17 protein-coding genes and 1 pseudogene are annotated in these 22181 nt (G+C 62.2%); 14 read left to right on the top strand and 4 right to left on the bottom strand.

Annotation, left to right across the window (positions count from 1 at the left end):
- Window positions 1-102: 102 nt before the first annotated feature.
- Window positions 103-867, top strand: a complete 765-nt coding sequence (locus KGB29_RS24180; protein WP_150812860.1) for a sulfite exporter TauE/SafE family protein — start codon at window positions 103-105, stop codon at window positions 865-867.
- Here the strand turns inward: KGB29_RS24180 and KGB29_RS24175 are convergent.
- Window positions 857-1171, bottom strand: coding sequence for a putative quinol monooxygenase (locus KGB29_RS24175; protein WP_150812859.1), 315 nt, complete (start codon window positions 1169-1171; stop codon window positions 857-859). The two genes, KGB29_RS24180 and KGB29_RS24175, sit on opposite strands and share 11 nt — an antisense overlap.
- Before the next feature lie 162 nt (window positions 1172-1333).
- On the opposite strand from KGB29_RS24175, the gene KGB29_RS24170 reads away from it, so the two are divergent.
- The 7 genes from KGB29_RS24170 to KGB29_RS24140 all read left to right on the top strand — a co-directional run bounded on the left by KGB29_RS24170 (window position 1334) and on the right by KGB29_RS24140 (window position 9043).
- Window positions 1334-1924, top strand: coding sequence for an NAD(P)H-dependent oxidoreductase (locus KGB29_RS24170; protein WP_102669005.1), 591 nt, complete (start codon window positions 1334-1336; stop codon window positions 1922-1924).
- A 66-nt stretch (window positions 1925-1990) separates the two neighbouring features.
- Window positions 1991-2902 carry a LysR family transcriptional regulator gene (locus KGB29_RS24165; RefSeq protein ID WP_154910468.1) on the top strand — a complete coding sequence of 304 codons (912 nt, stop codon included), beginning with the start codon at window positions 1991-1993 and terminating at the stop codon, window positions 2900-2902.
- 242 nt (window positions 2903-3144) lie between these two features.
- Complete coding sequence (locus KGB29_RS24160; RefSeq protein WP_154910467.1) at window positions 3145-4590, top strand: SulP family inorganic anion transporter; 1446 nt, start codon at window positions 3145-3147, stop codon at window positions 4588-4590.
- Window positions 4591-4775: 185 nt separating this feature from the next.
- Window positions 4776-6125, top strand: a complete 1350-nt coding sequence (locus KGB29_RS24155) for a gluconate:H+ symporter (RefSeq protein WP_008047545.1) — start codon at window positions 4776-4778, stop codon at window positions 6123-6125.
- Window positions 6126-6139: 14 nt separating this feature from the next.
- Window positions 6140-7000, top strand: a complete 861-nt coding sequence (locus KGB29_RS24150; RefSeq protein ID WP_154910466.1) for a MurR/RpiR family transcriptional regulator — start codon at window positions 6140-6142, stop codon at window positions 6998-7000.
- A gap of 1 nt (window position 7001) precedes the next feature.
- Window positions 7002-8459 (top strand): D-aminoacylase, encoded by a 1458-nt coding sequence (locus KGB29_RS24145; protein ID WP_154910465.1) that lies wholly within the window; start codon window positions 7002-7004, stop codon window positions 8457-8459.
- A 215-nt stretch (window positions 8460-8674) separates the two neighbouring features.
- The gene (locus KGB29_RS24140) at window positions 8675-9043 is read left to right on the top strand and encodes a glyoxalase superfamily protein (RefSeq protein WP_154910464.1); all 369 of its coding nucleotides are present in this window, start codon (window positions 8675-8677) and stop codon (window positions 9041-9043) included.
- Between the two features lie 26 nt (window positions 9044-9069).
- On the opposite strand, the gene KGB29_RS24135 is transcribed toward KGB29_RS24140, so the two are convergent.
- On the bottom strand, window positions 9070-10098 hold the full coding sequence (locus KGB29_RS24135) for an AraC family transcriptional regulator (protein ID WP_090452994.1): 1029 nt from the start codon (window positions 10096-10098) through the stop codon (window positions 9070-9072).
- A 210-nt stretch (window positions 10099-10308) separates the two neighbouring features.
- Between KGB29_RS24135 and KGB29_RS24130 the strand changes: the two genes are divergently transcribed.
- The 6 genes from KGB29_RS24130 to KGB29_RS24105 all read left to right on the top strand — a co-directional run bounded on the left by KGB29_RS24130 (window position 10309) and on the right by KGB29_RS24105 (window position 20149).
- Window positions 10309-11904, top strand: coding sequence for an FAD-binding oxidoreductase (locus tag KGB29_RS24130; RefSeq protein ID WP_150812855.1), 1596 nt, complete (start codon window positions 10309-10311; stop codon window positions 11902-11904).
- Between the two features lie 5 nt (window positions 11905-11909).
- On the top strand, window positions 11910-13505 hold the full coding sequence (locus KGB29_RS24125; protein ID WP_154861543.1) for a glycerol-3-phosphate dehydrogenase/oxidase: 1596 nt from the start codon (window positions 11910-11912) through the stop codon (window positions 13503-13505).
- A 20-nt stretch (window positions 13506-13525) separates the two neighbouring features.
- Window positions 13526-15094, top strand: coding sequence for an FGGY-family carbohydrate kinase (locus KGB29_RS24120; protein WP_154910463.1), 1569 nt, complete (start codon window positions 13526-13528; stop codon window positions 15092-15094).
- Window positions 15095-15335: 241 nt separating this feature from the next.
- Window positions 15336-16625: a phospholipase gene (locus KGB29_RS24115; RefSeq protein ID WP_154910462.1), complete on the top strand. Its 1290-nt coding sequence runs from the start codon at window positions 15336-15338 to the stop codon at window positions 16623-16625.
- A gap of 60 nt (window positions 16626-16685) precedes the next feature.
- Window positions 16686-18641, top strand: a complete 1956-nt coding sequence (locus KGB29_RS24110; protein ID WP_191628329.1) for a DUF1302 domain-containing protein — start codon at window positions 16686-16688, stop codon at window positions 18639-18641.
- A 134-nt stretch (window positions 18642-18775) separates the two neighbouring features.
- Window positions 18776-20149 carry a DUF1329 domain-containing protein gene (locus KGB29_RS24105; protein ID WP_154910460.1) on the top strand — a complete coding sequence of 458 codons (1374 nt, stop codon included), beginning with the start codon at window positions 18776-18778 and terminating at the stop codon, window positions 20147-20149.
- Between the two features lie 161 nt (window positions 20150-20310).
- On the opposite strand, the gene KGB29_RS29015 is transcribed toward KGB29_RS24105, so the two are convergent.
- Both KGB29_RS29015 and KGB29_RS29010 read right to left on the bottom strand, forming a co-directional pair.
- The gene (locus KGB29_RS29015; RefSeq protein ID WP_411740517.1) at window positions 20311-21174 is read right to left on the bottom strand and encodes a methyl-accepting chemotaxis protein; all 864 of its coding nucleotides are present in this window, start codon (window positions 21172-21174) and stop codon (window positions 20311-20313) included.
- Window positions 21169-22095, bottom strand: a pseudogene (locus KGB29_RS29010) (methyl-accepting chemotaxis protein); the annotation flags it as partial. The pseudogene KGB29_RS29010 and the gene KGB29_RS29015, both read right to left, overlap by 6 nt.
- Window positions 22096-22181 lie beyond the last annotated feature (86 nt).

Here is a 22181-nt window from a genome sequence, read left to right as displayed (position 1 = left end):
AGGCCAGTCGCTTCAGCAAAATACTCAGCCTCTGTCTAAGCAAGAGGCAGCCTCAGTATATGGCAGATTTTCAATCAACTCCCGCGGGCTCACCATGGCCCCATGAATACACTCTCGGCGTTCTATCAGCATCTCGGCTTGGCCCTTTCGCTGCTGGTCATCGGCACCTTTGTGCTGGCCGGCATGATCAAGGGCGTGATCGGCCTCGGCCTGCCGACCGTTGCCATGGGCCTGCTCGGTCTGGCTATGGCGCCGACGCAGGCTGCGGCGCTGCTGATCATTCCGGCGACCCTGACCAACATTTGGCAACTGGCATTCGGCGGGCATCTGTCGGCGCTGGCCAAGCGGTTGTGGCCGATGTTGCTGGCGATTTTCATCGGCACCGGGGCAGGCACGCTGTGGGTCGGCATGAGCGGTGGCCATTGGGTGGTGCGGGGGTTGGGCGCGGCATTGTTGCTGTATGCGCTCAGCGGTTTGTTCCTGCCGACTGTGCGCGTAGGGCGGCGCAGCGAACGCTGGCTCGGTCCACTGTGCGGAGTGCTGACCGGCGTCATCACGTCGGCCACCGGCGTGTTCGTGATTCCGGCGGTGCCCTATCTGCAAGCGCTGGGCTTGAGCAAGGATCAGCTGGTGCAAGCGCTGGGCCTGTCGTTCACCGTCTCGACCCTGGCCCTGGCCGGTGGTTTGCTATGGCGCGGCGCGCTCGGCGGGGGCGAATTGAGCGCATCGCTGTTGGCGCTGATCCCGGCCATGCTCGGCATGTGGCTGGGGCAATCGCTGCGCCAGCGGATCAGTGCCCTGTGGTTCAAGCGCGTGTTCTTCGTTGGCCTGGGGGTGCTCGGCGGCCATTTGCTGATCAGCGGCTAGCGGACGACGGACTGATCATGTCGATGGCGCGGATCTCGAAATCCCGTTCCAGGTATTCATCGCGCTGCTCGAGGAACTGCTTCATGTGCGGCAGGTTCGAGTGCACATCGAGGTGGGCCTGGGATTGCCAGATCTCGTAGAAGATGAACAGGGTCGGGTCCTGTTTGTCGCGCAGCATGTGGTACTCGATGCAACCGGGTTCGGCTCGGCTCGCTTGCACGTAGCCGCTGAAAAACACTTCAAAGGCGTCGGATTTTTCCGGACGGGTCTTGGCGTGCAGGATGAATCCCTGGATTTCACTCATCTACATCTCTCCTCAAGTCAGAACTGGTGCCAGTTTAAGGCAACAATCGCCTGCTGATTCGTGCTTGTAGGTCAAATGAATTTTGCCAAATCGACGCTTACTCCGCGTGAGGTCGATCGGTACTCTGCCGCCATCCGATTCCCGACCTTCCCGAGACCTCCCATGAAAAAAGTCCTTTTACTCAATGGCGGCAAAAAATTTGCACACTCCGACGGCCGCTACAACGCCACCCTGCATGAAGCCGCGTTGAGCGTGTTGGATCGCGGCGGTATGGATGTCAAAACCACTTTCATCGACGAGGGCTACGACGTCGCCGAAGAAGTGGCCAAGTTCCTCTGGGCCGACGTGATCATTTACCAGATGCCCGGCTGGTGGATGGGCGCGCCGTGGACCGTGAAAAAGTACATTGATGAAGTCTTCACCGAAGGCCATGGCAGCCTCTATGCCAGCGACGGTCGCACCCGTTCGGACGCGTCGCAGAAGTACGGCAGCGGCGGCCTGATTCACGGCAAGCAATACATGTTGTCGCTGACCTGGAACGCCCCGCAGCAGGCCTTCGACGACCCGACCGATTTCTTCGAAGCCAAAGGCGTGGACGCGGTGTACTTCCCGTTCCACAAGGCCAACGAGTTCCTGGGCATGACCGGTTTGCCGACGTTCCTGTGCGTGGACGTGATGAAACGCCCGAACATCGAAGGCGACGTGGCACGCTATGAGCAGCATTTGGCAGAGGTGTTTGGCCTCAAGGCGTAGTGCTCGGCTACTATCCGATGCAACGGCCAGGAAGATCGCCGCGCCGACTCGCAAAAGAGGACACACGTGAAAGCCAGATCCGATGAGTTGCAGGTTTTCGTCTGCGTGATTGAATGCGGGTCGATTTCTGCGGCGGCCGAGCAGGTCGGGCAAACGCCTTCGGCGGTCAGTCGTACGCTGTCGCGGCTGGAGGCCAAGCTCGACACCACGTTGATCAACCGCACCACGCGGCGCATGGACCTGACCGAAGAGGGCAAATACTTCTTCGAACACGCCAAGCGGATTCTCGATCAGATGGATGAGCTCGAAGAGCGCCTGTCCTCACGCCAGCAAACACCGTCCGGGCGGCTGCGGATCAACGCGGCATCACCTTTCATGCTGCACGCCATCGTGCCCTACATCGATGAATTCCGCAGGCTTTACCCCGACATCCAACTCGAACTCAACAGCAACGATTTGATCATCGACCTGCTGGAGCAGAGTACCGACATCGCCATTCGCATTGGCACCCTGACCGACTCGACGCTGCATGCCCGCTCCCTGGGTTGCAGCCCGCTGCACATCGTCGCCAGCCCGGCGTACCTGGAAAAATACGGCACACCGCAAGCCGTGGCTGACCTGGCGCACCATACGCTGCTGGGGTTCACCCAGAACGAAGGCCTCAACCAATGGCCGCTGCGTTATGTGCATGGCGATCGCTGGCCGATCCAGGCGTCGATCAGTGCTTCCAGCGGCGAAACCATCCGCCATCTCGCACTGGACGGGCAAGGCATCGCCAGCCTGTCGCATTTCATGACCATCGAAGACATTCGTGCCGGACGCTTGAAGGTGTTGCTGGCCGAGTTCAATAGCGGTTATCGCCAGCCGATCAACGCGGTGTACTACCGCAACTCGCAACTGGCCCTGCGCATTCAGTGCTTCCTTGACTTCATCCAGGGCAAGTTGGCCGATTATGCGAGCGCAAACTTCAAGGGTTGATTCGTGATTGCTGCGCAATGACGAGAGGGGCTGAGCTCGCTTTAGACCGCGTCATCGTTCTTCGCGGGCAAGCCGCGCTCCCACAGGTACTGTGTTGTTCGCCCTTTTCGTGAATGACGCAAAACCTGTGGGAGCGAGCTTGCTCGCGATGGCGTTTGCGCAGGCACAACAACTGGTCGGTCTGACTGCATTTCCGTAACATCCGCACACTCTTTTTCGTCTCTCCCTGTGTGCGGTTCCCAATGAAAGCAAAACGTCTACGTGCCGATGTCCTGGCCGGACTTACCACTTCCTTCGCCCTGTTGCCCGAGTGCATCGCTTTCGCGCTGGTGGCCCATCTCAATCCGTTGATGGGGCTCTATGGCGCGTTCATCATCTGCACCCTGACCGCGCTGTTCGGTGGGCGACCGGGCATGGTGTCCGGCGCGGCAGGCTCGATGGCCGTGGTGATCGTCGCGCTGGTGGTGCAACACGGTGTGCAGTATCTGCTGGCCACGGTGTTGCTGGGCGGGTTGATCATGATCGCGTTCGGGCTGCTCAAGCTCGGCAAGCTGGTGCGCATGGTGCCGTACCCGGTGATGCTCGGTTTCGTCAACGGCCTGGCGATCGTCATTGCCCTGGCGCAACTGGAGCACTTCAAGAACGGTGAGGCCTGGTTGAGCGGTACGCCGCTGTACATGATGCTCGGGCTGGTCGCGGTGACCATGGCCGTTGTCTATGTGATGCCGCGCCTGACCCGTACGGTGCCGCCGGCGCTGGTGGCGATTCTCGGCGTGGGCCTGGCGGTGTATCTGCTTGGCCTGCCGACCCGAACCCTGGGCGACATGGCGCACATTGCCGGTGGCTTGCCGACGCTGGCGCTGCCGGACATTGCGTGGAACCTGGACACCCTGCGCATCATCGCGCCCTACGCGATCGTGATGGCGCTGGTCGGGTTGCTGGAAACCCTGTTGACCCTGAACCTCACCGACGAATTCACCGAGAGCCGTGGTTACCCGGATCGCGAGTGCGTGGCGCTGGGGGCGGCGAATCTGGTGTCCGGTGCGTTCGGCGGCATGGGCGGGTGCGCCATGATCGGCCAGACCGTGATCAACCTCAGCTCCGGCGGTCGCGGGCGTTTGTCCGGGGTGGTGGCGGGGGTGTCGATCCTGTTGTTCATCCTGTTTCTGTCGCCGCTTATCGAGCGCATTCCGCTGGCCGCGCTGGTGGGGGTGATGTTCGTGGTGTCGCAACAGACCTTCGCCTGGGCTTCGTTGCGGGTGCTGAACAAGGTGCCGTTGAACGACGTGCTGGTGATCATCGCGGTGACGGTGATTACTGTTTTCACCGATCTGGCAATGGCAGTGCTCTGCGGGATCATCATCGCGGCGCTCAATTTCGCCTGGCAGCAGGCCCGGCAGCTGTACGCCGACAGTCATCTGGAAACCGACGGCAGCAAGCTGTACCGGGTGCATGGCACGCTGTTCTTCGCCTCGACGACACCCTTCCTCAATCAGTTCGACCCGGCCAATGACCCGGCGCAAGTGACCCTGGATTGCCAGCACCTGAGCTTTGTCGACTACTCGGCCATCGCTGCACTGGGCACCTTGCGCGAGCGCTATGCCAAGGCCGGCAAGCATCTGCGGGTGCTGCATTTGTCCGAGCGTTGCAAGAAATTGCTCAAGCGTGCCCGGATGCAGCACGACTGAAATCAAACAGGCAGGCGCGATGAAAATCCGCCTGCCTGATTTTCATTATTTGCGACAACTCATACCTCTGCGCGACACGCCTTACCTCTGCACGAAAATTACTTTCACCTCGTTTGAAAATAACCTTCCGAAATGTTTTAAGAGTTTCACAAATATTTCGACGTGACCCTCTCGAGGAGTACCGCATGACCCTGTCCTTCGGCTATTGGCTGCTGGTGTATGCCGCCATCGCCATCATTGCACTGATCGTTCTGATCGCCCGTTACCGGCTCAACCCGTTCATTGTCATCACCCTGATTTCCATTGGCCTGGCGCTGGTGGCGGGCATGCCGCCGTCGGGTGTGGTGGGGGCGTACGAGGCCGGGGTCGGCAAGACCCTGGGACACATCGCGCTGGTAGTGGCGCTGGGCACCATGCTCGGCAAGATGATGGCCGAGTCCGGTGGCGCCGAGCAGGTGGCGCGGACCTTGATCGACCGCTTTGGCGAGAAGAACGCGCATTGGGCGATGGTGACCATCGCGTTTCTGGTGGGGTTGCCGCTGTTCTTCGAAGTCGGTTTCGTCTTGCTGGTACCGATTGCCTTTACCGTGGCGCGGCGGGTTGGCGTCTCGATCCTGATGGTCGGCTTGCCGATGGTCGCCGGGCTTTCGGTGGTGCATGCGCTGGTACCGCCGCACCCGGCGGCGATGCTGGCGGTGCAGGTGTATCAGGCGTCGGTGGGGCAGACCTTGATGTACGCAATCCTGATCGGCATTCCGACGGCGATCATCGCAGGTCCCCTGTACGCCAAATTCATCGTGCCGCGCATTCAGTTGCCGGCGGAAAACCCGCTGGAACGCCAGTTCCTGGAGCGTGAACCGCGCGACAGCCTGCCGGGTTTCGGCATCACCATGGCGACCATCCTGTTGCCGGTGGTGCTGATGCTGATCGGTGGCTGGGCCAATCTGATTTCTACGCCGGGCAGTGGTTTCAATCAGTTCCTGCTGTTCATCGGCAACTCGGTGATCGCGCTGTTGCTGGCCACATTGTTGAGTTTCTGGACCCTCGGCCTGGCCCAGGGCTTCAACCGTGAATCGATCCTCAAGTTCACCAACGAATGCCTGGCGCCGACCGCGAGCATCACCTTGCTGGTAGGCGCCGGTGGTGGCTTGAACCGGATTCTGGTGGACGCCGGCGTCACCGACCAGATCGTCGGCCTGGCCCACGAATTTCATTTGTCGCCGCTGTTGATGGGCTGGCTGTTTGCCGCACTGATGCGCATCGCCACCGGTTCTGCCACTGTGGCCATGACCACCGCTTCAGGCGTGGTCGCACCAGTGGCCATTGGTCTGGGTTATCCCCATCCGGAGTTGCTGGTGCTGGCGACTGGCGCCGGGTCGGTTATCTTTTCCCACGTCAACGACGGTGGTTTCTGGTTGATCAAGGAATACTTCAACATGACCGTTACCCAGACCTTCAAGACCTGGACCGTGCTCGAGACATTGATCTCGGTCGTCGCCTTCGGCCTGACCGTTGGCCTTTCTTACCTGATTTAGCCGGAGCCACTTGCATGGACATCCTCTACCAGATCCGCGCCCGTCAGGACTCCTTCAGCGCTGGTGAAGGACGCATCGCCCGCCTGATGCTCGACGACGTAGGATTTGCCGCCTCCGCCAGCCTCGATGAACTGGCGCTGCGGGCAGAGGTCAGCAGCGCCACGCTGTCGCGGTTCGCCCGTACGGTCGGCTGCAAGGACCTGCGTGACTTGCGCTTGCAACTGGCCCAGGCCAGCGGCGTCGGCAGCCGGTTTCTCGACCCGGCGGGCACGCCCGAGCAGTCGGCGTTCTACGGGCAGATCGTGGGCGACATCGAGTCGACCTTGCGCCAGCACCTGGCCGCGTTCGATGAGTCGCGTTTCGCCGATGCGGTGAAACTGCTGGGCAAGGCGCGCATGATCCACGCTTTCGGCATGGGTGGCTGCTCGACCCTGTGCAGCGATGAACTGCAAGTGCGCCTGGTGCGCCTCGGCTATCCGATTGCGGTGTGCCACGATGCGGTGATGATGCGCGTCACCGCCGCCAGCCTCAGCGCTGAACACGTGGTGATTGTCTGCTCGCTGACCGGGATCACCCCGGAGCTGATTGAAACGCTGGAGCTGGCGCGCAACTATGGGGCAGGCATTCTGGCCATCACCCGGGCAGATTCGCCCCTGGCGCAACTGGCCGACATCGTCCTGCCCCTGCAAAGCGCCGAAACCTCGTTCATCTACAAACCCACGGCAGCGCGCTACGGCATGCTGCTGGCCATCGACGTGCTCGCCACCGAGCTGGCCCTGGCCAATCCTGAAGACAATCAAGAACGTCTGCGGCGGATCAAACTCGCCCTCGACGAATACCGCGGCGGCGACGATCACTTGCCGCTGGGAGACTGACATGCAGTACGACACGCTGATTCGCAACGCCCTGATCATCGACGGCAGCAACAGCCCTGGATACCCCGCCGACGTGGCCATTCTCAACGGGCGCATCGAGCGTATCGGCAACTTGCGCGATGCCCGTGCCAGCGAGGAAATCGACGCGCAGGGCCATGTGCTGGCGCCGGGTTTCATCGACGTGCACACCCATGACGACACCGTGGTGATTCGTCAGCCGCAGATGCTGCCCAAGCTCAGCCAGGGCGTGACCACGGTCATCGTCGGCAACTGCGGGATCAGTGCCTCGCCAGTGAGCTTGCGCGGCGATCCGCCGGACCCGATGAACCTGCTCGGCACGGCCGCTGCGTTCGTTTATCCGACCTTCCGCGACTACCGCGTGGCCGTCGAAGCGGCGAACACCACGCTGAACGTTGCCGCGCTGGTCGGTCATACGGCGTTGCGCAGCAATCATCTGGACGACCTGTTTCGCACCGCCACGGCAGACGAAATCAGCGCGATGCGCGAGCAACTGCGCGAAAGCCTCGAGGCCGGCGCCCTGGGCCTTTCCACCGGCCTTGCCTATGCCAGCGCCTTCTCGGCATCGACCGATGAAGTGATGCAACTGACCGAAGAATTGACCGCGTTCGGGGCGGTCTATACCACCCATTTGCGCAGCGAATTCGAGCCTGTGCTGGAGGCCATGGACGAGGCGTACCGGATCGGTCGCCATGCGCAAAGCCCGGTGATCATCTCTCACCTCAAATGTGCCGGCGCCGGTAACTGGGGGCGTAGTCCGCAGTTGCTGGCATCCCTCGAAGAGGCAGCGAAGACCCACCCGGTGGGTTGCGACTGTTATCCCTACGCCGCGAGCTCTTCGACCCTGGACCTCAAGCAGGTGACCGATGCCCACCGCATCACCATCACCTGGTCGACCCCGCATCCGCAGATGGGCGGCCGCGACCTGATGGACATCGCCGCCGAATGGAATCTGCCGTTGCTGGAGGCCGCTCGCCAACTGCAACCGGCCGGTGCGGTGTACTACGGAATGGATGAGGCGGATGTCCGTCGGATCCTCGCGCATCCGCTGTCGATGGTCGGCTCCGACGGCTTGCCGGAAGATCCGTTTCCGCACCCACGCTTGTGGGGCGCATTCCCTCGGGTGCTCGGACATTTCAGCCGCGACGTGGGACTGTTCCCGCTGCACACCGCCGTGCACAAAATGACCGGGCTGTCGGCGGCGCGCTTCGGCTTGAAGGCGCGCGGTGAAATACGCGAAGGCCATTGGGCGGACCTGGTGTTGTTCGACCCGGCGACCATTCGTGATGTCGCCGACTTCAACGACCCACAGCGGGCGGCGGAGGGCATTGAAGGGGTATGGATCAACGGTGTGTTGAGTTACCGTGATGGCCAGGCCAACGGGCGCAGGGAAGGACGGTTTCTGGCCCGGGAAGGGGATTTGCGCACGGGTTTTCAGTGAGTTTCGAGGACGGCGTCACAGTGATGGCACTTTGAGACTAATGAATGGCATTTCCGCGCCGAAGGACTGTTATCAAACCCGACAACCTAACGCTGTTCAATCATGTAGGAGCGAGCCTGCTCGCGATGGAGTCAAAGGCGCCGCGTTTAGCCAGTCAAAACGCGTTATCGTTAACGACCATCGCGAGCAGGCTCGCTCCTACAGGGAGCAACCCGATGAGCTTCGGCAAAACAACTCCGATCCTGCGTATTTTCGACGAAGCCAAGGCAGTGGAGTTCTACGTCGATTTCCTGGGGTTCAAGATCGACTGGCAACATCGATTCGAAGCGAATTACCCGCTGTACCTGCAAATCTCCCGTGGCGAATGTGTGCTGCACTTGTCCGAACACCATGGCGACAGCACACCGGGGTCTGCGCTGCGGATCGAGACGGATGAGCTGGAGAAGTTTCAGCAGCAACTGTTGGCCAAGCAATACAGGTTTTCCCATCCGCAGATTCAGGCCATGCCCTGGGGCAGCCAGGACATGACCATCGCCGACCCGTTCGGCAATCGGTTGGTGTTCACCAACGCGATAAGTCTCTGAGCCTTCAGCCCCTCAGGTTTACGCCTTCAGCCTTCGTTCGGCACCCGGTGGGTTTGGCGAAACTCGCCGGGCGGCATCCCGCGCCGGCTTTTGAACGTGCGGTGAAACGAGCGGGGTTCAGTGAAACCCAGGTACTGGGCGATGTCCTGGATCGGCAGGGTGCTGTTGAGCAGGTAATGCTCGGCCAGCTCCTGGCGCAGGTCATCGAGGATCTGCTGGTACGACGTACCGGCCTGATGCAGCTGGCGTTGCAGCGTGCGCACTGACACCGCGAGATGCTCGGCCACCTGCTCCTTGCGTGGCAGACCTTCCTTGAGCAGTTTTCGCAGGATGCTTTTGACCCGCTGTTCCAGCGAAGCGTCCTCCAGTGTGGCCATCAACCCCTGGGCATGTTCTTCCAGGGTGCGCAGCAATTGCGCATCGGCCTGGCGCAATGGCAACTGCAAATACGGCAATGGGACAATCAGCGCCGAATAAGGCTGGTCGAACAGTACCGGACAGTCGAAGAACTGCTCGTACTGTGCCAGCGTCGTGTCGGCCGGACAGGCATGTTCCAGCCAGACGGCAGCCGGTGACATTTGCGTGTCGGCGATCCAGCGCGCGTATTGCAGCCAGGAACCGAGCACGTTTTCCACCAGGTGTCGGCGAATTCGCGGGCGCTGATGGCGGCATGTCCAGATCAGGTGCACCTCGCTGCCCTGCACCTCGGCGCGGCTGACGCCCATGTCTCCCACCAGTTTCTCGAACGGCATGATGCGGCTCATGGCGTCGCCCAGTGTCGCGCAGTTCATGGTGATGTAACCCAGCACGCTCCAGGAGTTGGGCAACACAAAACGCGCGGCGTTGAGACCGAACAACGCATCGCCCGAGTGTTCGCAGAAATAGTCGAGCAGCCGTTCATGGGCTTCACCTGGCAACCGCAGGCTGTTGTCACTCAACTGCTGTGCCTGCAACCCGGCAGCCGCCAACGCAGGCTCGATGGCCATGCCCAGTTGTTCGGCATGACGCAGGTATTTGAGCAGCGGCGGAACTGAAGTGAAGCCCAGGGATTGCATGATCGTATTCCTTTGATCAAGGCCCGCGTGCGCGGATGAATGCCCTGAAAGGTAATTTGAAACCACGGCTAAAGTAAATGGCTGACGCCTGCGCGACGTTTGACTCAATTGGCTACTCGAACTGGCCGGATGCGACCGTGACACTTTTCGGCGGCTGACTAGTATGGGGGCCTGAAATATCACTGATCAGAACCGCAAAAGGACACACGCATGCGACGCTGGAACGGCTGGGGAGATGCAACCACGGTGGTCGAACTGCCGGCCCAGGGCGCGAGTTTTCTCGCCCAGCGGGTGGGAGACGGTCGAGCGCTGCCCGATGCGACGCTTGAGACAGCATTGGCCCGCGTGCCCCCGTCGCGGTTGCAGCAACACTTCTTGTACAGCGTGGATGCCCATGATCGGTTGCTGCATGCGCGAGGGCAGAGCCTGCCGGACTGGCTGGCGTTGCGTGAAGGCGCGTTGGGGAATTATCCCGACGCCGTGGCCTATCCCGTGAACGCTGAACAGATTCGCCGGTTACTGTTGCTCGCCCATGAACAGGACCTGTGCCTGATTCCTTATGGCGGCGGCACCTCGGTGGCCGGTCACATCAACCCGCCGAGTTCCGCACGGCCGGTGGTGACGGTTTCCCTGGCCCGCATGAATCGCCTGCTGGACCTCGACGAACAGAGCCTGATGGCCACGTTCGGCCCTGGCACCAGCGGACCGCAGGTGGAAAGTCAGTTGCGCGCCCGTGGTTACACCCTGGGGCATTTCCCGCAATCGTGGGAGCTGTCGACCCTGGGTGGTTGGGTCGCCAGCCGCTCCAGTGGCCAGCAGTCATTGCGTTATGGGCGGATCGAGCAATTGTTCGCCGGCGGGACACTGGAAACATTTGCCGGACCTTTGGAAATTCCCTCCTTTCCGGCCTCGGCGGCCGGGCCCGATCTGCGCGAGGTGGTGTTGGGCTGTGAGGGCCGCTTCGGGATCATTTCCGAGGTGAAGGTACGGGTCAGCGCTCTGCCCGCCGATGAGCGTTTCTATGGTGTGTTTCTGCCCGATTGGCCCAAGGCGCTGCAAGCCATCCGCCAGTTGGCCCAGGCGCGGGTACCGCTGTCGATGCTGCGTCTGTCCAACGCGGTGGAAACCGAAACCCAGCTGGCGCTGGCCGGTCACCCGCAGCAGATCGCCTGGCTGGAAAAGTACCTGGCCCTGCGCGGCGCCGGTGCGGGCAAATGCCTGCTGACGTTCGGTGTTACCGGCAATCGTCGACAAAATGCGCTGTCCCTGCGTCAGGCCCGGCAGCACCTCAAGGCGTTCGGCGGGGTGTTTACCGGCACCTTGCTCGGCAAGAAGTGGGCGCAGAACCGTTTTCGTTTTCCCTACCTGCGGGAAAACCTGTGGAACGCCGGTTACGTGGTGGACACCCTGGAAACCGCCACTGACTGGAGCAACGTCGATAACCTGCTCACGCTGATCGAAAACAGCCTGCGCGACGCCTTGGCTGCCGAAGGCGAGCGGGTGCATGTCTTCACCCACCTTTCCCATGTCTATGGCGAAGGATCGAGCATCTACACCACCTATGTGTTTCGCCCGGCGGCCGACTACCCCGCCACCCTGGCGCGCTGGCAGGCGCTCAAGCAGGCGGCCAGCCAGACCATCGTCGACAACCACGGCACCATCAGTCACCAGCATGGCGTGGGCAAGGACCACGCGCCGTACCTGCGGCGGGAGAAGGGCGCGCTGGCGATGGACACCCTGCAGGCACTGAGTCGGCATTTCGATCCGGCCGGGCGACTGAACCCTGGCACGCTGTTGCAGGAGTGACGGCCATGAGCCTGGACTGGAACGCGGCGTGGCGACAGCGAGTGCTGCCGACGCTGGCGGATGAAACCTGGGACCTGATCGTCATCGGTGGCGGCATCAGCGGCGCCGGCATCCTGCGCGAAGCCGCGCGCCGCGGGTGGCGTTGCCTGCTGTTGGAGCAGCGCGATTTCGCCTGGGGCACCTCCAGCCGCTCCTCGAAAATGGTCCATGGCGGCTTGCGCTACATCGCCAAGGGCCAGTGGCGCCTGACCCGCGACTCAGTCCGCGAACGCCAGCGCCTGCTCGATGAGGCGCCGGGGCTGGTGGAGCCGATGAGTTTCATGATGCCGCATTACCGTGGCGGTTTTCCCGGACCGCGGGTGCTGGGTGGTTTGCTGTCCATCTATGACGCATTGGCCGGGCGACGCAGCCATCACTTCCATGACGCGCAACAACTGCGTTATCTGGCACCCGGGGTGAAGGAAGATGACCTGCTGGGCGGCACCTGTTTTGTCGATGCGCTGACCGATGATGCCCGTCTGGTGATGCGCGTATTGGGCGAGGCCCGGGCCGACGGCGCCGTGGTGCTCAACGGCGTGCGCGTGCAGCAATTGTTGCGTGAAGAGGGGCGCGTTTGCGGGGTTCAGGTCGAAGACTGCGAAGGGGGCGGGTTACTGACATTGCGTTGTGGTGTGCTGGCCGTGGCCACCGGCGCGTGGGCCGAGCGCTTGCGCCTGCCCGATGCCCCTCGCCAGTTGCGGCCGTTGCGTGGCAGTCATTTGCTGTTGCCGGGCTGGCGCCTGCCCGTGGCGCAAGCCTTCACCTTTCTGCACGAGCACGACCGTCGACCGGTGTTCGTTTTCCCTTGGGAGGGTGCCACGGTGGTCGGCACCACGGACCTCGATCATCACGGCGATCTGGACCAGAGCGCGAGCATCAGCTTTGATGAGCTCGACTATCTGCTGGCGGCCTGCAGCCAACAGTTCCCCCAGGCCGAGGTGGTCGCCGCCGATGTGCTGTCGACCTGGTCGGGCGTGCGCCCGGTGGTGGGCAGTGCGGCGGGGGAGCATCAAGACAAGCCGTCGAATGAAACCCGTGAGCATGTGCTGTGGCAGGAGCCTGGTTGCGTGACCCTGGCCGGCGGCAAGCTGACCACCTTTCGCCCGCAGGCGATTGAAGTGCTCAAGGCCTGTGCAACCATGCTCGATCGTCCGTTCGTTGATGACGCCGCGCCAGTGTTCGCCGCCGTGCCGCCGCTGGCGATACCGGGGCTCAGCGCCAACCGGTGGCGGCGCCTGGCCGGGCGGCATGGCCGTGACCTGCCGAGGCTGGCGCAACTGATCGCGGAACTCGGCCATGACACCGTCGGCGGCACTGACACCTTGTGGGCGGAGCTGGCCGTTGCCTGCGATGGGGAAATGGTCCTGCACCTGGATGACCTGCTGCTGCGCCGAACCCGCCTGGGCCTGTTGCTGCCGCGCGGTGGCGAGGATTATTTCGCTGCCATTGGCCAACTCTGCCAACCGCGACTGGGTTGGGACGATGAGCATTGGCAGCAGGAATTACAGCGTTATCGGGCGTTGTGGCAACGCCATCATGGTTTGCCGGATGCCGCGCATTGATGCCCATTGAAGAGAGCTCCATGGATAACCACCCGAACAAGCGTTACCTGTTGGCCATCGACAATGGCACCCAGAGCGTGCGCGCGCTGCTCTTCGACCTGCAGGGCAATCTGCTGGGCAAAGGCAAGGTCGAGTTGCAGGCCTATTATTCGACTCAACCCGGCTGGGCCGAACAGGACCCGGAGTATTACTGGACAAAACTGGGTGAGGCCTGCCAGCAGTTGTGGCAGCAAACCGGCATCGATCGCTCACAGATCGCCGGTGTATCCCTGACCACCCAGCGCGGCACGGTGATCAACGTCGATGCCCAGGGCAAGGCGCTGCGCCCGGCGATCCTGTGGCTCGATCAACGCCAGGCCGAAGTCAAGGGTGGCATCAAGGGACCGTGGGGCTGGCTGTTCAAACTGGTCGGCGCGCAAGCCACAGTGGACTACTTTCGCGCCCAGGCCGAGGCCAACTGGATCGCCCGCCACCAGCCTGAGGTCTGGGCGGCGACCGACAAGTTTTTGCTGCTCTCGGGGTTTCTCACCCATCGCCTGTGTGGGCGCTTTGTCGATTCGGTGGGCTGTTGCGTCGGTTACCTGCCGTTCGACTTCAAGCGCTTGCGCTGGGCCGCCCCCGCCGACTGGAAATGGCAGGCGCTGGCGGTGCGTCCCGAACAACTTCCGAGCCTGCACAAGCCCGGTGAAACCCTCGGCTACATCAGCGCCGAGGCCAGCCGCCACACCGGCATTCCCGAGGGGCTGCCGCTGATCGCCGCAGGTGCCGACAAGGCCTGCGAAGTCGTGGGTTCCGGCGTCGTCGACCCAGGCACCGTGTGCCTTTCCTACGGCACCACGGCGACGATCACCAGCACCCGGTCGCGCTACCTGGAAATCGTTCCGTTGATTCCGCCTTACCCGTCTGCGGTACCGGATCAATACAACTGCGAGGTGATGATTTATCGCGGCTACTGGATGGTCAGCTGGTTCAAGAACGAGTTCGGTCTGCGGGAAATGCAGCAGGCCAAAGCCCAGGGTGTGGAGCCCGAGCAACTCTTCGATGCGCTGGTCGACGCCGTGCCGCCGGGCTCCATGGGGTTAATGCTGCAACCCTACTGGTCGCCCGGTATCCGCGAGCCGGGTGTCGAAGCCAAGGGCGCGATGATCGGCTTCGGCGACGTGCATACCCGCGCACACATTTACCGGGCGATCCTCGAAGGTCTGGCGTATGCCTTGCGTCAGGGCATGGAGAAAATCGAGAAGCGTTCGAGGGTCTCCATCACGCGCTTGCGCGTCGCCGGTGGTGGCTCCCAGAGTGATGCCGCGATGCAACTCACGGCGAACATTTTCGGCCTGCCGGCCGAGCGTCCGCATGTCTACGAAGCGTCCGGCCTGGGCGCGGCCATTTGCTGCGCGGTGGGGCTGGGACTGCACGCGGATTTCCCCACGGCGATGGCCGCCATGACCCGGGTCGGTGCGGTATTCATGCCGCAACCCGAGGCGCAGCAGATCTATGAGCGACTGTACAAAGAGGTCTACCTGCGCATGTATCGACAGCTCAAGCCGCTGTACCAGAGCATCCGCAAAATCACTGGTTACCCCGCCTGAAAGAACACCGTAGATCCCCCCTGTGGGAGCGGGCTTGCTCGCGAAGGCGATGTGTCTGTGACATCAATGGCGACTGACACTCCGCCTTCGCGAGCAAGCCCGCTCCCACAATGAACTGTGGTGTTTCTTCTACCTTGCATGTGGCGCTATCGGAGACCTTTTCTGGTGAGATTGGACAGTGTCAGGGGCAGGGTCGGTTGTTAGGCTCAACCCCCACAGCACATCCAATAAGAACCAAGCAATGAAGCTGACATTCCTCCTGTTGCTGCTTTGTGCAACGGCCCCCACAGCCTGGGGCTGGTCGAACCATACGGTGGGCAGCTACCTGGCGTTGCAGGATTTGCCGGCCTTGCGTGATGCACCGCAGGTCGAAGTCGAGCCGCTGGAACAGTTTCTTTCGCAGCAATACCAGGCCGTGAGTGCGCTGCTCGATGAGCAGGAGCGCTTCGCCCGCGAGCACTTCGCCCAATACCCGCCGCGCCCCGACAACCTGCGATTGCCCGTCGTGCCTGGGGACAATCTGCGCCACGACTTCCTCAGCGCACTGCGCATCAACCCCGGGATTCATCTGGCGATGGTCATCCAGCCGATGCCGGGCAAGGATCTGCCCGAGCGTGAACACCTCAAGGCCGAACAAGTCATGGTGCAACAGACGCTTTCACCGTGGAATCGCCAGCGCTTCATCGTTGTCGCTGACCACGAACAAGTCGCGCCCCTGGCCGTGTTGGCCAGCGCTGCCGATGAGCCGGATTACGGCCACGACATCAACCTGTTCAGTGACAACCCCGGCGAAGTCGGCGCGTTGTACGGCTTCGGCCCGCAGCCTTTCGGCGACGCCCGGTTTCAGTACAGCTCCCAGGCGCCGTTCCATATGGGCTTCTTCCATGAAAGCCCGGTGGTGTACGCCGCTGCCGGGTTTCTTCAGCGCAGCTGGCCGGACTGGCGCGCCTACCAGTACATGGGCTTGGCGCGACTGGCGTTTGCCACTGGCCATCCTTATTGGGGCTATCGATTTCTCGGTTGGGGCCTGCACCACGTTCAGGACCTGACCCAGCCTTATCACGCCAAGCCGTTGCCCGGTGTCGAACTGGCGAGCCTGCTGGTGCTGGAAGGCAAGGCCCTGGCCGGCTTCGATGCGGACAAACATGCCGCCATCGAACGGGTCGCCACCCGACACATGGAAGTGGAGAAGTATCAGTCGACCTGGCTTCGTCGCCTGCTGCGCGCCGGCCATGCACACCCGATGCTCGACGCTTATACCGACTCTGCACAGGACGGCCGCTATCCGCCGTATTCAGTGAACTACCTGTGTGAAGTGGTGAGTGCCGAGTCCGTCGACGAATCCGCGGCGTTTGATGAAGCCATCGGCCAGTGGTTGGACACGGCACCGATCACCAGCGATTTCAGCAGCGGTAATCAGCTGCAGCGCGAAGACTTCGACCATCCGGCACTCAACCGGCAGCTGTTCAAACTGCTGGGAAATTTCGGCGCCCACAGCCGGATTTACGCCCGTGCGGGATTGGCGCCATAGCCATCGCAGCCACAGTTTCAGAACACAAAAACAATAAAACCAGGGAAAGAGGAACGGATCATGAGCACTCGATTTCGCCTGTCTGGCACGGCGCTTCCCGGCGTGGGCCTGGCAGGGCTGCTGCAACTGTGCGCGGTCGACGGCGTGCAGGCCAAGGAGTTCAGCGTGCTGGACAACCAGATCACCGGTTCATTCGACAGTACCTTGTCTTATGGCCGCTTGTGGCGGGTCCAGGGCCGGGACAAAAACAACGACGACGTCAACACCAACGACGGCAATCGCAACTTCGACACCGGGCTGGTTTCCGAGGTGTACAAGATCACCTCGGAGCTCGAGGCCAACTATCAGAACTACGGGATGTTCGTGCGCGGCACCGCGTTCTATGACACCCAATTGATGGACAAGCGCAACGATTACTACCGTAACAACAACCCGTCGCAACCCAGTCAGAGTTTCCCGCAGGACGACCACTTTACTGACCAGACCCGCGATATCGCCGGCAGCCGGGTGGAGATGCTCGATGCCTACCTCTATGGCAACTGGGACGTTGCGCAGATGCCAGTCACGGCCCGTGTCGGGCGCCAGGTGTTCAACTGGGGTGAGGGGATTTTCTACCGTGGCGGGGTCAACACCACCAACCCGGTGGACGCGGCCAAATACCGTTTGCCCGGGGCCGAAGTCAAGGAAGTGCTGGTGCCGGTGGAAGCGCTGAGCTTCAACATCGGCCTGACCGACAGCCTGACCATGGAAAGCTTTTACCAGACGAACTGGAAGGAAACCCGCATCGACCCGGTCGGCACGTTCTACTCGCAGACGGACCTGTTCGCCGACGGCGGCAACACCGCCTACAACAACTTTACCGGTACTGCCCTGGACACCCCGGTGCCTGGCTTCGGCAACGTGATCGATCTGTACAGCGCGCTGGGCAACAACCCGCTGCTCAGCCAGGCCCTGAGCACCACCGGCCTGTACGCCAACGGGGTCACCCCGGCCTTTGGCAACACCGTCAAAGTGGCCTCGGTCGGCAAGGATTACAACGCGCGCAACGACGGCCAGTTCGGTTTCGCTTTTCGCTACATCGTAGAAGAGCTCAACAGCACCGAGTTCGGGTTGTACATGGTCAACTACCACGCCAAGGAACCGACGATTTCCGCCGATCTGGGTGGGTACAAGGGCATCGACATGAACGCCCTGACCAACCTGTTGGCCGGTGTTGCCGGCAGCCAGGCGGGGCAACTGGCCAACGGCTTGGCGACCATGGATGTGCTGGGCAATATTCAGGCGCATCGGCGCTACGCCGAAGACATCCGCATGTACGGCTTCAGTTTCAACACCACCCTGGGCCAGGCGTCGGTTTTCGGCGAAGTGGCCTATCGGCCGAACCTGCCCATCGGGGTCGCCGCCACCAACGACCTGATCGGCGACCTGGCCAACGGCGCCGCCGCAGCGGCAGGCGGCCAGACCATCAACATCGGCGGGCAGCAGGTCACGCTCGACAGCCAGATCAATAACGCCGAGCGGGTGGAAGCGTTCAACACATCCGTGGGCACCATCTACAACTTTGGCCCGAGCCTGTCATTCGACTCGATGTTCGGCGTATTCGAGCTGGCGTCCGAGCACCTGCGCGGCAGCAACCTGCAATACACCGCGTATGACGGCAGTACCCGTTACTACGCTGGCACCGGCAACTTTTCCTATGTGTCCGGCGGCGAACGCAGCGATCAGGTCAACCGCAACTCCTACAGCTACACCGCGATGCTCAACGGCACCTGGAACGACGTGTATGCCGGGGTCAACGTCTCGCCTTATGTCGTCTACAAGGATGACTTCAAGGGCAACAGCTACCAGGCGGGCAACATCATCGAGGGCCGCAAGGCCTACACCCTGGGGATCAAGGCCAACTACCAGAACAAGCTGGAGGCCGAGCTGCAATACACCGAGTTCTACGGCGGTGGGCAGGACAACGGCCTGCGTGACCGCGACAACGTCGGCTTCAACCTCAAGTACTTCCTTTGATTGCTACACGCAGACCCATTGTGGGAGCGGGCTTGCTCGCGAAAGCGGTGAATCAGGCGACATCTGTGCTGGATGTGCCGCCCTCTTCGCGAGCAAGCCCGCTCCCACAGGTTTTTGTACTTCGGAGAACGATCATGTTTCACACTTCACGACTGACCAAGACCACGCTGGCGCTGCTCCTGAGCCTGGCCGCCGGCAGCGCGCTGGCCGCGATCTCGCCCCAGCAGGCCGAGCAATTGAAGACCACGCTGACACCGCTGGGGGCCGAGCGTGCCGGCAATGCGGCCGGGACCATTCCGGCCTGGAACGGCGGCATCACCCAGGCACCGGCGGGCTACAAGCCGGGCCAGCATCACCTGGACCCGTATGCGGCGGACAAGCCCCTGTTCACCATCACCAAGGCCAACCTTGAACAGCACAAGGCCCACCTCAGCCCGGGTCAGATCGCACTGTTCAACAGCTACCCCGACACCTTCCAGATGCCGGTATATCCCTCTCGCCGCTCGGGCGCGGCACCGCAGTGGCTGTATGACAACACCTTGAAAAACGCGACCTCGGCCAAGCTGCTCGATGGCGGCACCGGTTTTGCCGATGCCTATGGCGGTGTGCCGTTTCCGGTGCCCAAGGATGGCATTGAGGTGCTGTGGAACCACATCACCCGTTATCGCGGTATCTATGTGGTCCGTCGTGCCTCCGAAGCGCCGGTACAACGCAACGGCAGCTTCGCGCTTGTGACCTCGCAGCAGGAGGGGCTCTTCAACTATTACCGCTCGGGCGGGCAGTTTGCCGACCTGAAAAACATGCTGTTTTACTACCTGGCGTTCGTGAAGAGCCCGGCCCGTCTGGCGGGCGGTGCGGCATTGGTTCACGAGACCCTGGACCAGCTCAAGGACCCGCGTCAGGCCTGGGTCTACGACGCGGGCCAGCGCCGTGTGCGCCGGGCGCCGAACCTCGCGTATGACACCCCGATCGCCTCATCCGACGGCCTGCGCACGGCGGACGATACGGACCTGTTCAACGGCTCGCCAGACCGCTACGACTGGAAGCTCAAGGGCAAGCAAGAGGTCTACATCCCCTATAACAATTACAAAGTCGGCAGCCCTGAGGTGAAGTACGAGCAGTTGCTCACACCGGGCCACCTCAACCCGCAATTCACCCGTTATGAGCTGCATCGGGTCTGGGTGGTCGAAGGCACGCTCAAGCCGGGCGCGCGGCATATCTATTCCAAGCGCGTGCTGTTTCTTGACGAGGACAGTTGGGGCGCCGCATTGGTGGATCAATATGACGGGCGAGGGGAGTTGTGGCGGGTGTCGATGGCCTACCTGAAAAACTTCTACGACCTGCCCACCACCTGGAGTGCGCTGGACGTATTCCATGACTTGCAGGCGCGTCGTTACTACGTGCAGAACCTGGATAACGAAGAGCCGGGCACAGTGGACTTTGCCCAGCCGGTACCCGAAGACGCGTACTTCATGCCGTCGGCATTGCGCCAGCGCGGTACGCGGTAAGCCGCGCAGCACACCCTTTCAGATGCGGTCTGTGAGAACGCAATCGCGAGCAAGCTCGCTCCCACAGGGTGTTGGGTCGTTCACAGAGTCTGTGTTCGACTCTCTACCTGTGGGAGCGGGCTTGCCCGCGAATGGGCCTTTCAATCACCGACGGTGTACGATCAGACGCGGAAGTGGCTCACCATTTGCTGCAATTGACCACCCAGCCGCGCCAGCTCAACGCTGGACTTGGCGGTCTCATTGCTGGCGGTGGCGGTCTGTTCAGACACATCGCGCACGTTGATGATGCTGCGGCTGATCTCTTCGGCCACGGCACTTTGCTGTTCGGCAGCGGCGGCGATCTGCTGGTTCATCGACTGGATGTTGGACACCGTGCGGGTGATGTTCTCCAGTGACTCGCCGGCCTTGCGGGTGAGGGCCACGCTGCTGTCGGTGAGGACACGGCTGTTGTTCATCACGGCGGACACTTGTTGCGTGCCGTTCTGCAGGCCGGCCACCAGGCCTTCGATTTCCTCGGTGGATTTCTGCGTGCGCTGGGCCAGGCCGCGAACCTCGTCGGCCACCACCGCAAAACCACGACCGGCTTCACCGGCCCGGGCCGCTTCGATGGCGGCATTGAGTGCCAGCAGGTTGGTCTGTTCGGCGACGGCCTTGATCACGTCCATGACGCTGCCAATCTTGTCGCTTTCCTGTTGCAGCACGCTCATGGCTTCGGTGGAACGCACCACTTCGCTGGCCAGGCGCTCGATCTGGGCGATGGCTTCGTTGACCACTTTGTCGCCTTCACGGGCTTCGCCGTCCGCCGCCGCAGCGGCTTGCGAGGCTTCTTCGGCGTTGCGCGCGACTTCCTGCACGGTGGCGGTCATCTCGTGCATGGCGGTAGCGACCTGATCGGTCTCGACTTTCTGGCTGTTGACCCCGGCACTGGTCTGCTCGGTCACGGCCGACAGCTCTTCGGCGGCGCTGGCGATCTGGGTCACGCCGTCGCGGATGCCGCTGATCAAGTCGCGCAGGGTCACGCCCATGCGCGCGATGCCTTGTTGCAACACGCCGAGTTCATCGCGACGGGTGACCAGCACATTGTGGGACAGGTCACCGCTGGCGATGCGATCGACCACCGCCAGGGTTTCGCGCAATGGGCGAGTGATCTGGCGAGTGATGACCACGGCGGCAATGACGCCCACCAGCAGTGCCAGCAACGTGCTGATCAGTTGCAGGGTACGGGCCTGGGCACTTTCGGCATCACGGCGGTCGAGCTGGATCTGGTACAGCTGATCGCTCTGGGACACGATGGCGGCGCCCTGTTCGGTCATTTCCTTGCGCGCCTGCACCGCGTCATTGCTGGCGGCCTTGTAGGTCTGCAAGGCGCTGCGGTAGTTGCCCAGCGCGGTTTCCAGCTGACGCAAGGCGTCTTGTTGGGAATCGGCGAAATGCACGTTCAGCGGTTTCAGGCTGGCGATGGCGGCGTCCAGTTGACCGACGGCTTTTTGCTCGGTCTCGGCATTGGTACTGGCGGTGTAGCCGCGCACTTCGTAGCGGGCCAGCAGGAACGATTCCTTGGCCGCGGTGATGGCCTGGAACTGTTCGAATCGCTGGTCGCTCAACGGCATTTGCTGCACGCGGGTATTGATGTCATTGATCAGCGTGTTGGCGGTTTCGGCGTTGGCACTCATGGCGTCGCGGGCGCTGTTGCCGGCGCGATAGGCGCTGCGCATCTTGCCCAGGGACGTTCTGTAGGCGTCGATGACGGCGCCTTGCTCGCGCAGCAGCTTGAGGTTTTCCGGGCTTTTGAACTTCGCCAGCAGGGCTTGCTGCTGGGCCGAGAAGGCGTCGAGGGTGGTCTGCACGTTCTGCGCGGCGGTTTCGTCGCCGTTGGTCAGCATGTATTGCAGGCGAACCACGCGCAGCTTGGTCAGGCCGGCGTTTAGCTGGGTGATGTCGCTCATCCAGTTGCTGCGGTCGATCAACCCGCCCAGGCTGGTCCAGCCGGTCAGGGCCAGGACGCAGGTCAGTGCCAGGACCAGGCCAAACC

The organism is Pseudomonas sp. BF-B-30 (genome assembly GCF_019956305.1).
GTDB classification, from domain to species: domain Bacteria; phylum Pseudomonadota; class Gammaproteobacteria; order Pseudomonadales; family Pseudomonadaceae; genus Aquipseudomonas; species Aquipseudomonas jessenii.
Note: the sequence above shows the minus strand (reverse complement) of the source record. Positions and strands in the feature narration are given on the sequence as shown.

What these genes read in the sequence shown, in the direction of transcription:
- KGB29_RS24110 (WP_191628329.1), top strand. Translation starts at nt 16,686, where the DNA reads ATGAGCACTCGATTTCGCCTGTCTGGCACGGCGCTTCCCGGCGTGGGC.
- KGB29_RS24180 (WP_150812860.1), top strand. Translation starts at nt 103, where the DNA reads ATGAATACACTCTCGGCGTTCTATCAGCATCTCGGCTTGGCCCTTTCG.
- KGB29_RS24125 (WP_154861543.1), top strand. Translation starts at nt 11,910, where the DNA reads ATGAGCCTGGACTGGAACGCGGCGTGGCGACAGCGAGTGCTGCCGACG.
- KGB29_RS24105 (WP_154910460.1), top strand. Translation starts at nt 18,776, where the DNA reads ATGTTTCACACTTCACGACTGACCAAGACCACGCTGGCGCTGCTCCTG.
- KGB29_RS24135 (WP_090452994.1), bottom strand. Translation starts at nt 10,098, where the DNA reads ATGCAATCCCTGGGCTTCACTTCAGTTCCGCCGCTGCTCAAATACCTG.
- KGB29_RS24145 (WP_154910465.1), top strand. Translation starts at nt 7,002, where the DNA reads ATGCAGTACGACACGCTGATTCGCAACGCCCTGATCATCGACGGCAGC.
- KGB29_RS24115 (WP_154910462.1), top strand. Translation starts at nt 15,336, where the DNA reads ATGAAGCTGACATTCCTCCTGTTGCTGCTTTGTGCAACGGCCCCCACA.
- KGB29_RS24170 (WP_102669005.1), top strand. Translation starts at nt 1,334, where the DNA reads ATGAAAAAAGTCCTTTTACTCAATGGCGGCAAAAAATTTGCACACTCC.
- KGB29_RS29015 (WP_411740517.1), bottom strand. Translation starts at nt 21,174, where the DNA reads ATGGGCGTGACCCTGCGCGACTTGATCAGCGGCATCCGCGACGGCGTG.
- KGB29_RS24155 (WP_008047545.1), top strand. Translation starts at nt 4,776, where the DNA reads ATGACCCTGTCCTTCGGCTATTGGCTGCTGGTGTATGCCGCCATCGCC.
- KGB29_RS24130 (WP_150812855.1), top strand. Translation starts at nt 10,309, where the DNA reads ATGCGACGCTGGAACGGCTGGGGAGATGCAACCACGGTGGTCGAACTG.
- KGB29_RS24120 (WP_154910463.1), top strand. Translation starts at nt 13,526, where the DNA reads ATGGATAACCACCCGAACAAGCGTTACCTGTTGGCCATCGACAATGGC.
- KGB29_RS24160 (WP_154910467.1), top strand. Translation starts at nt 3,145, where the DNA reads ATGAAAGCAAAACGTCTACGTGCCGATGTCCTGGCCGGACTTACCACT.
- KGB29_RS24175 (WP_150812859.1), bottom strand. Translation starts at nt 1,171, where the DNA reads ATGAGTGAAATCCAGGGATTCATCCTGCACGCCAAGACCCGTCCGGAA.
- KGB29_RS24140 (WP_154910464.1), top strand. Translation starts at nt 8,675, where the DNA reads ATGAGCTTCGGCAAAACAACTCCGATCCTGCGTATTTTCGACGAAGCC.
- KGB29_RS24150 (WP_154910466.1), top strand. Translation starts at nt 6,140, where the DNA reads ATGGACATCCTCTACCAGATCCGCGCCCGTCAGGACTCCTTCAGCGCT.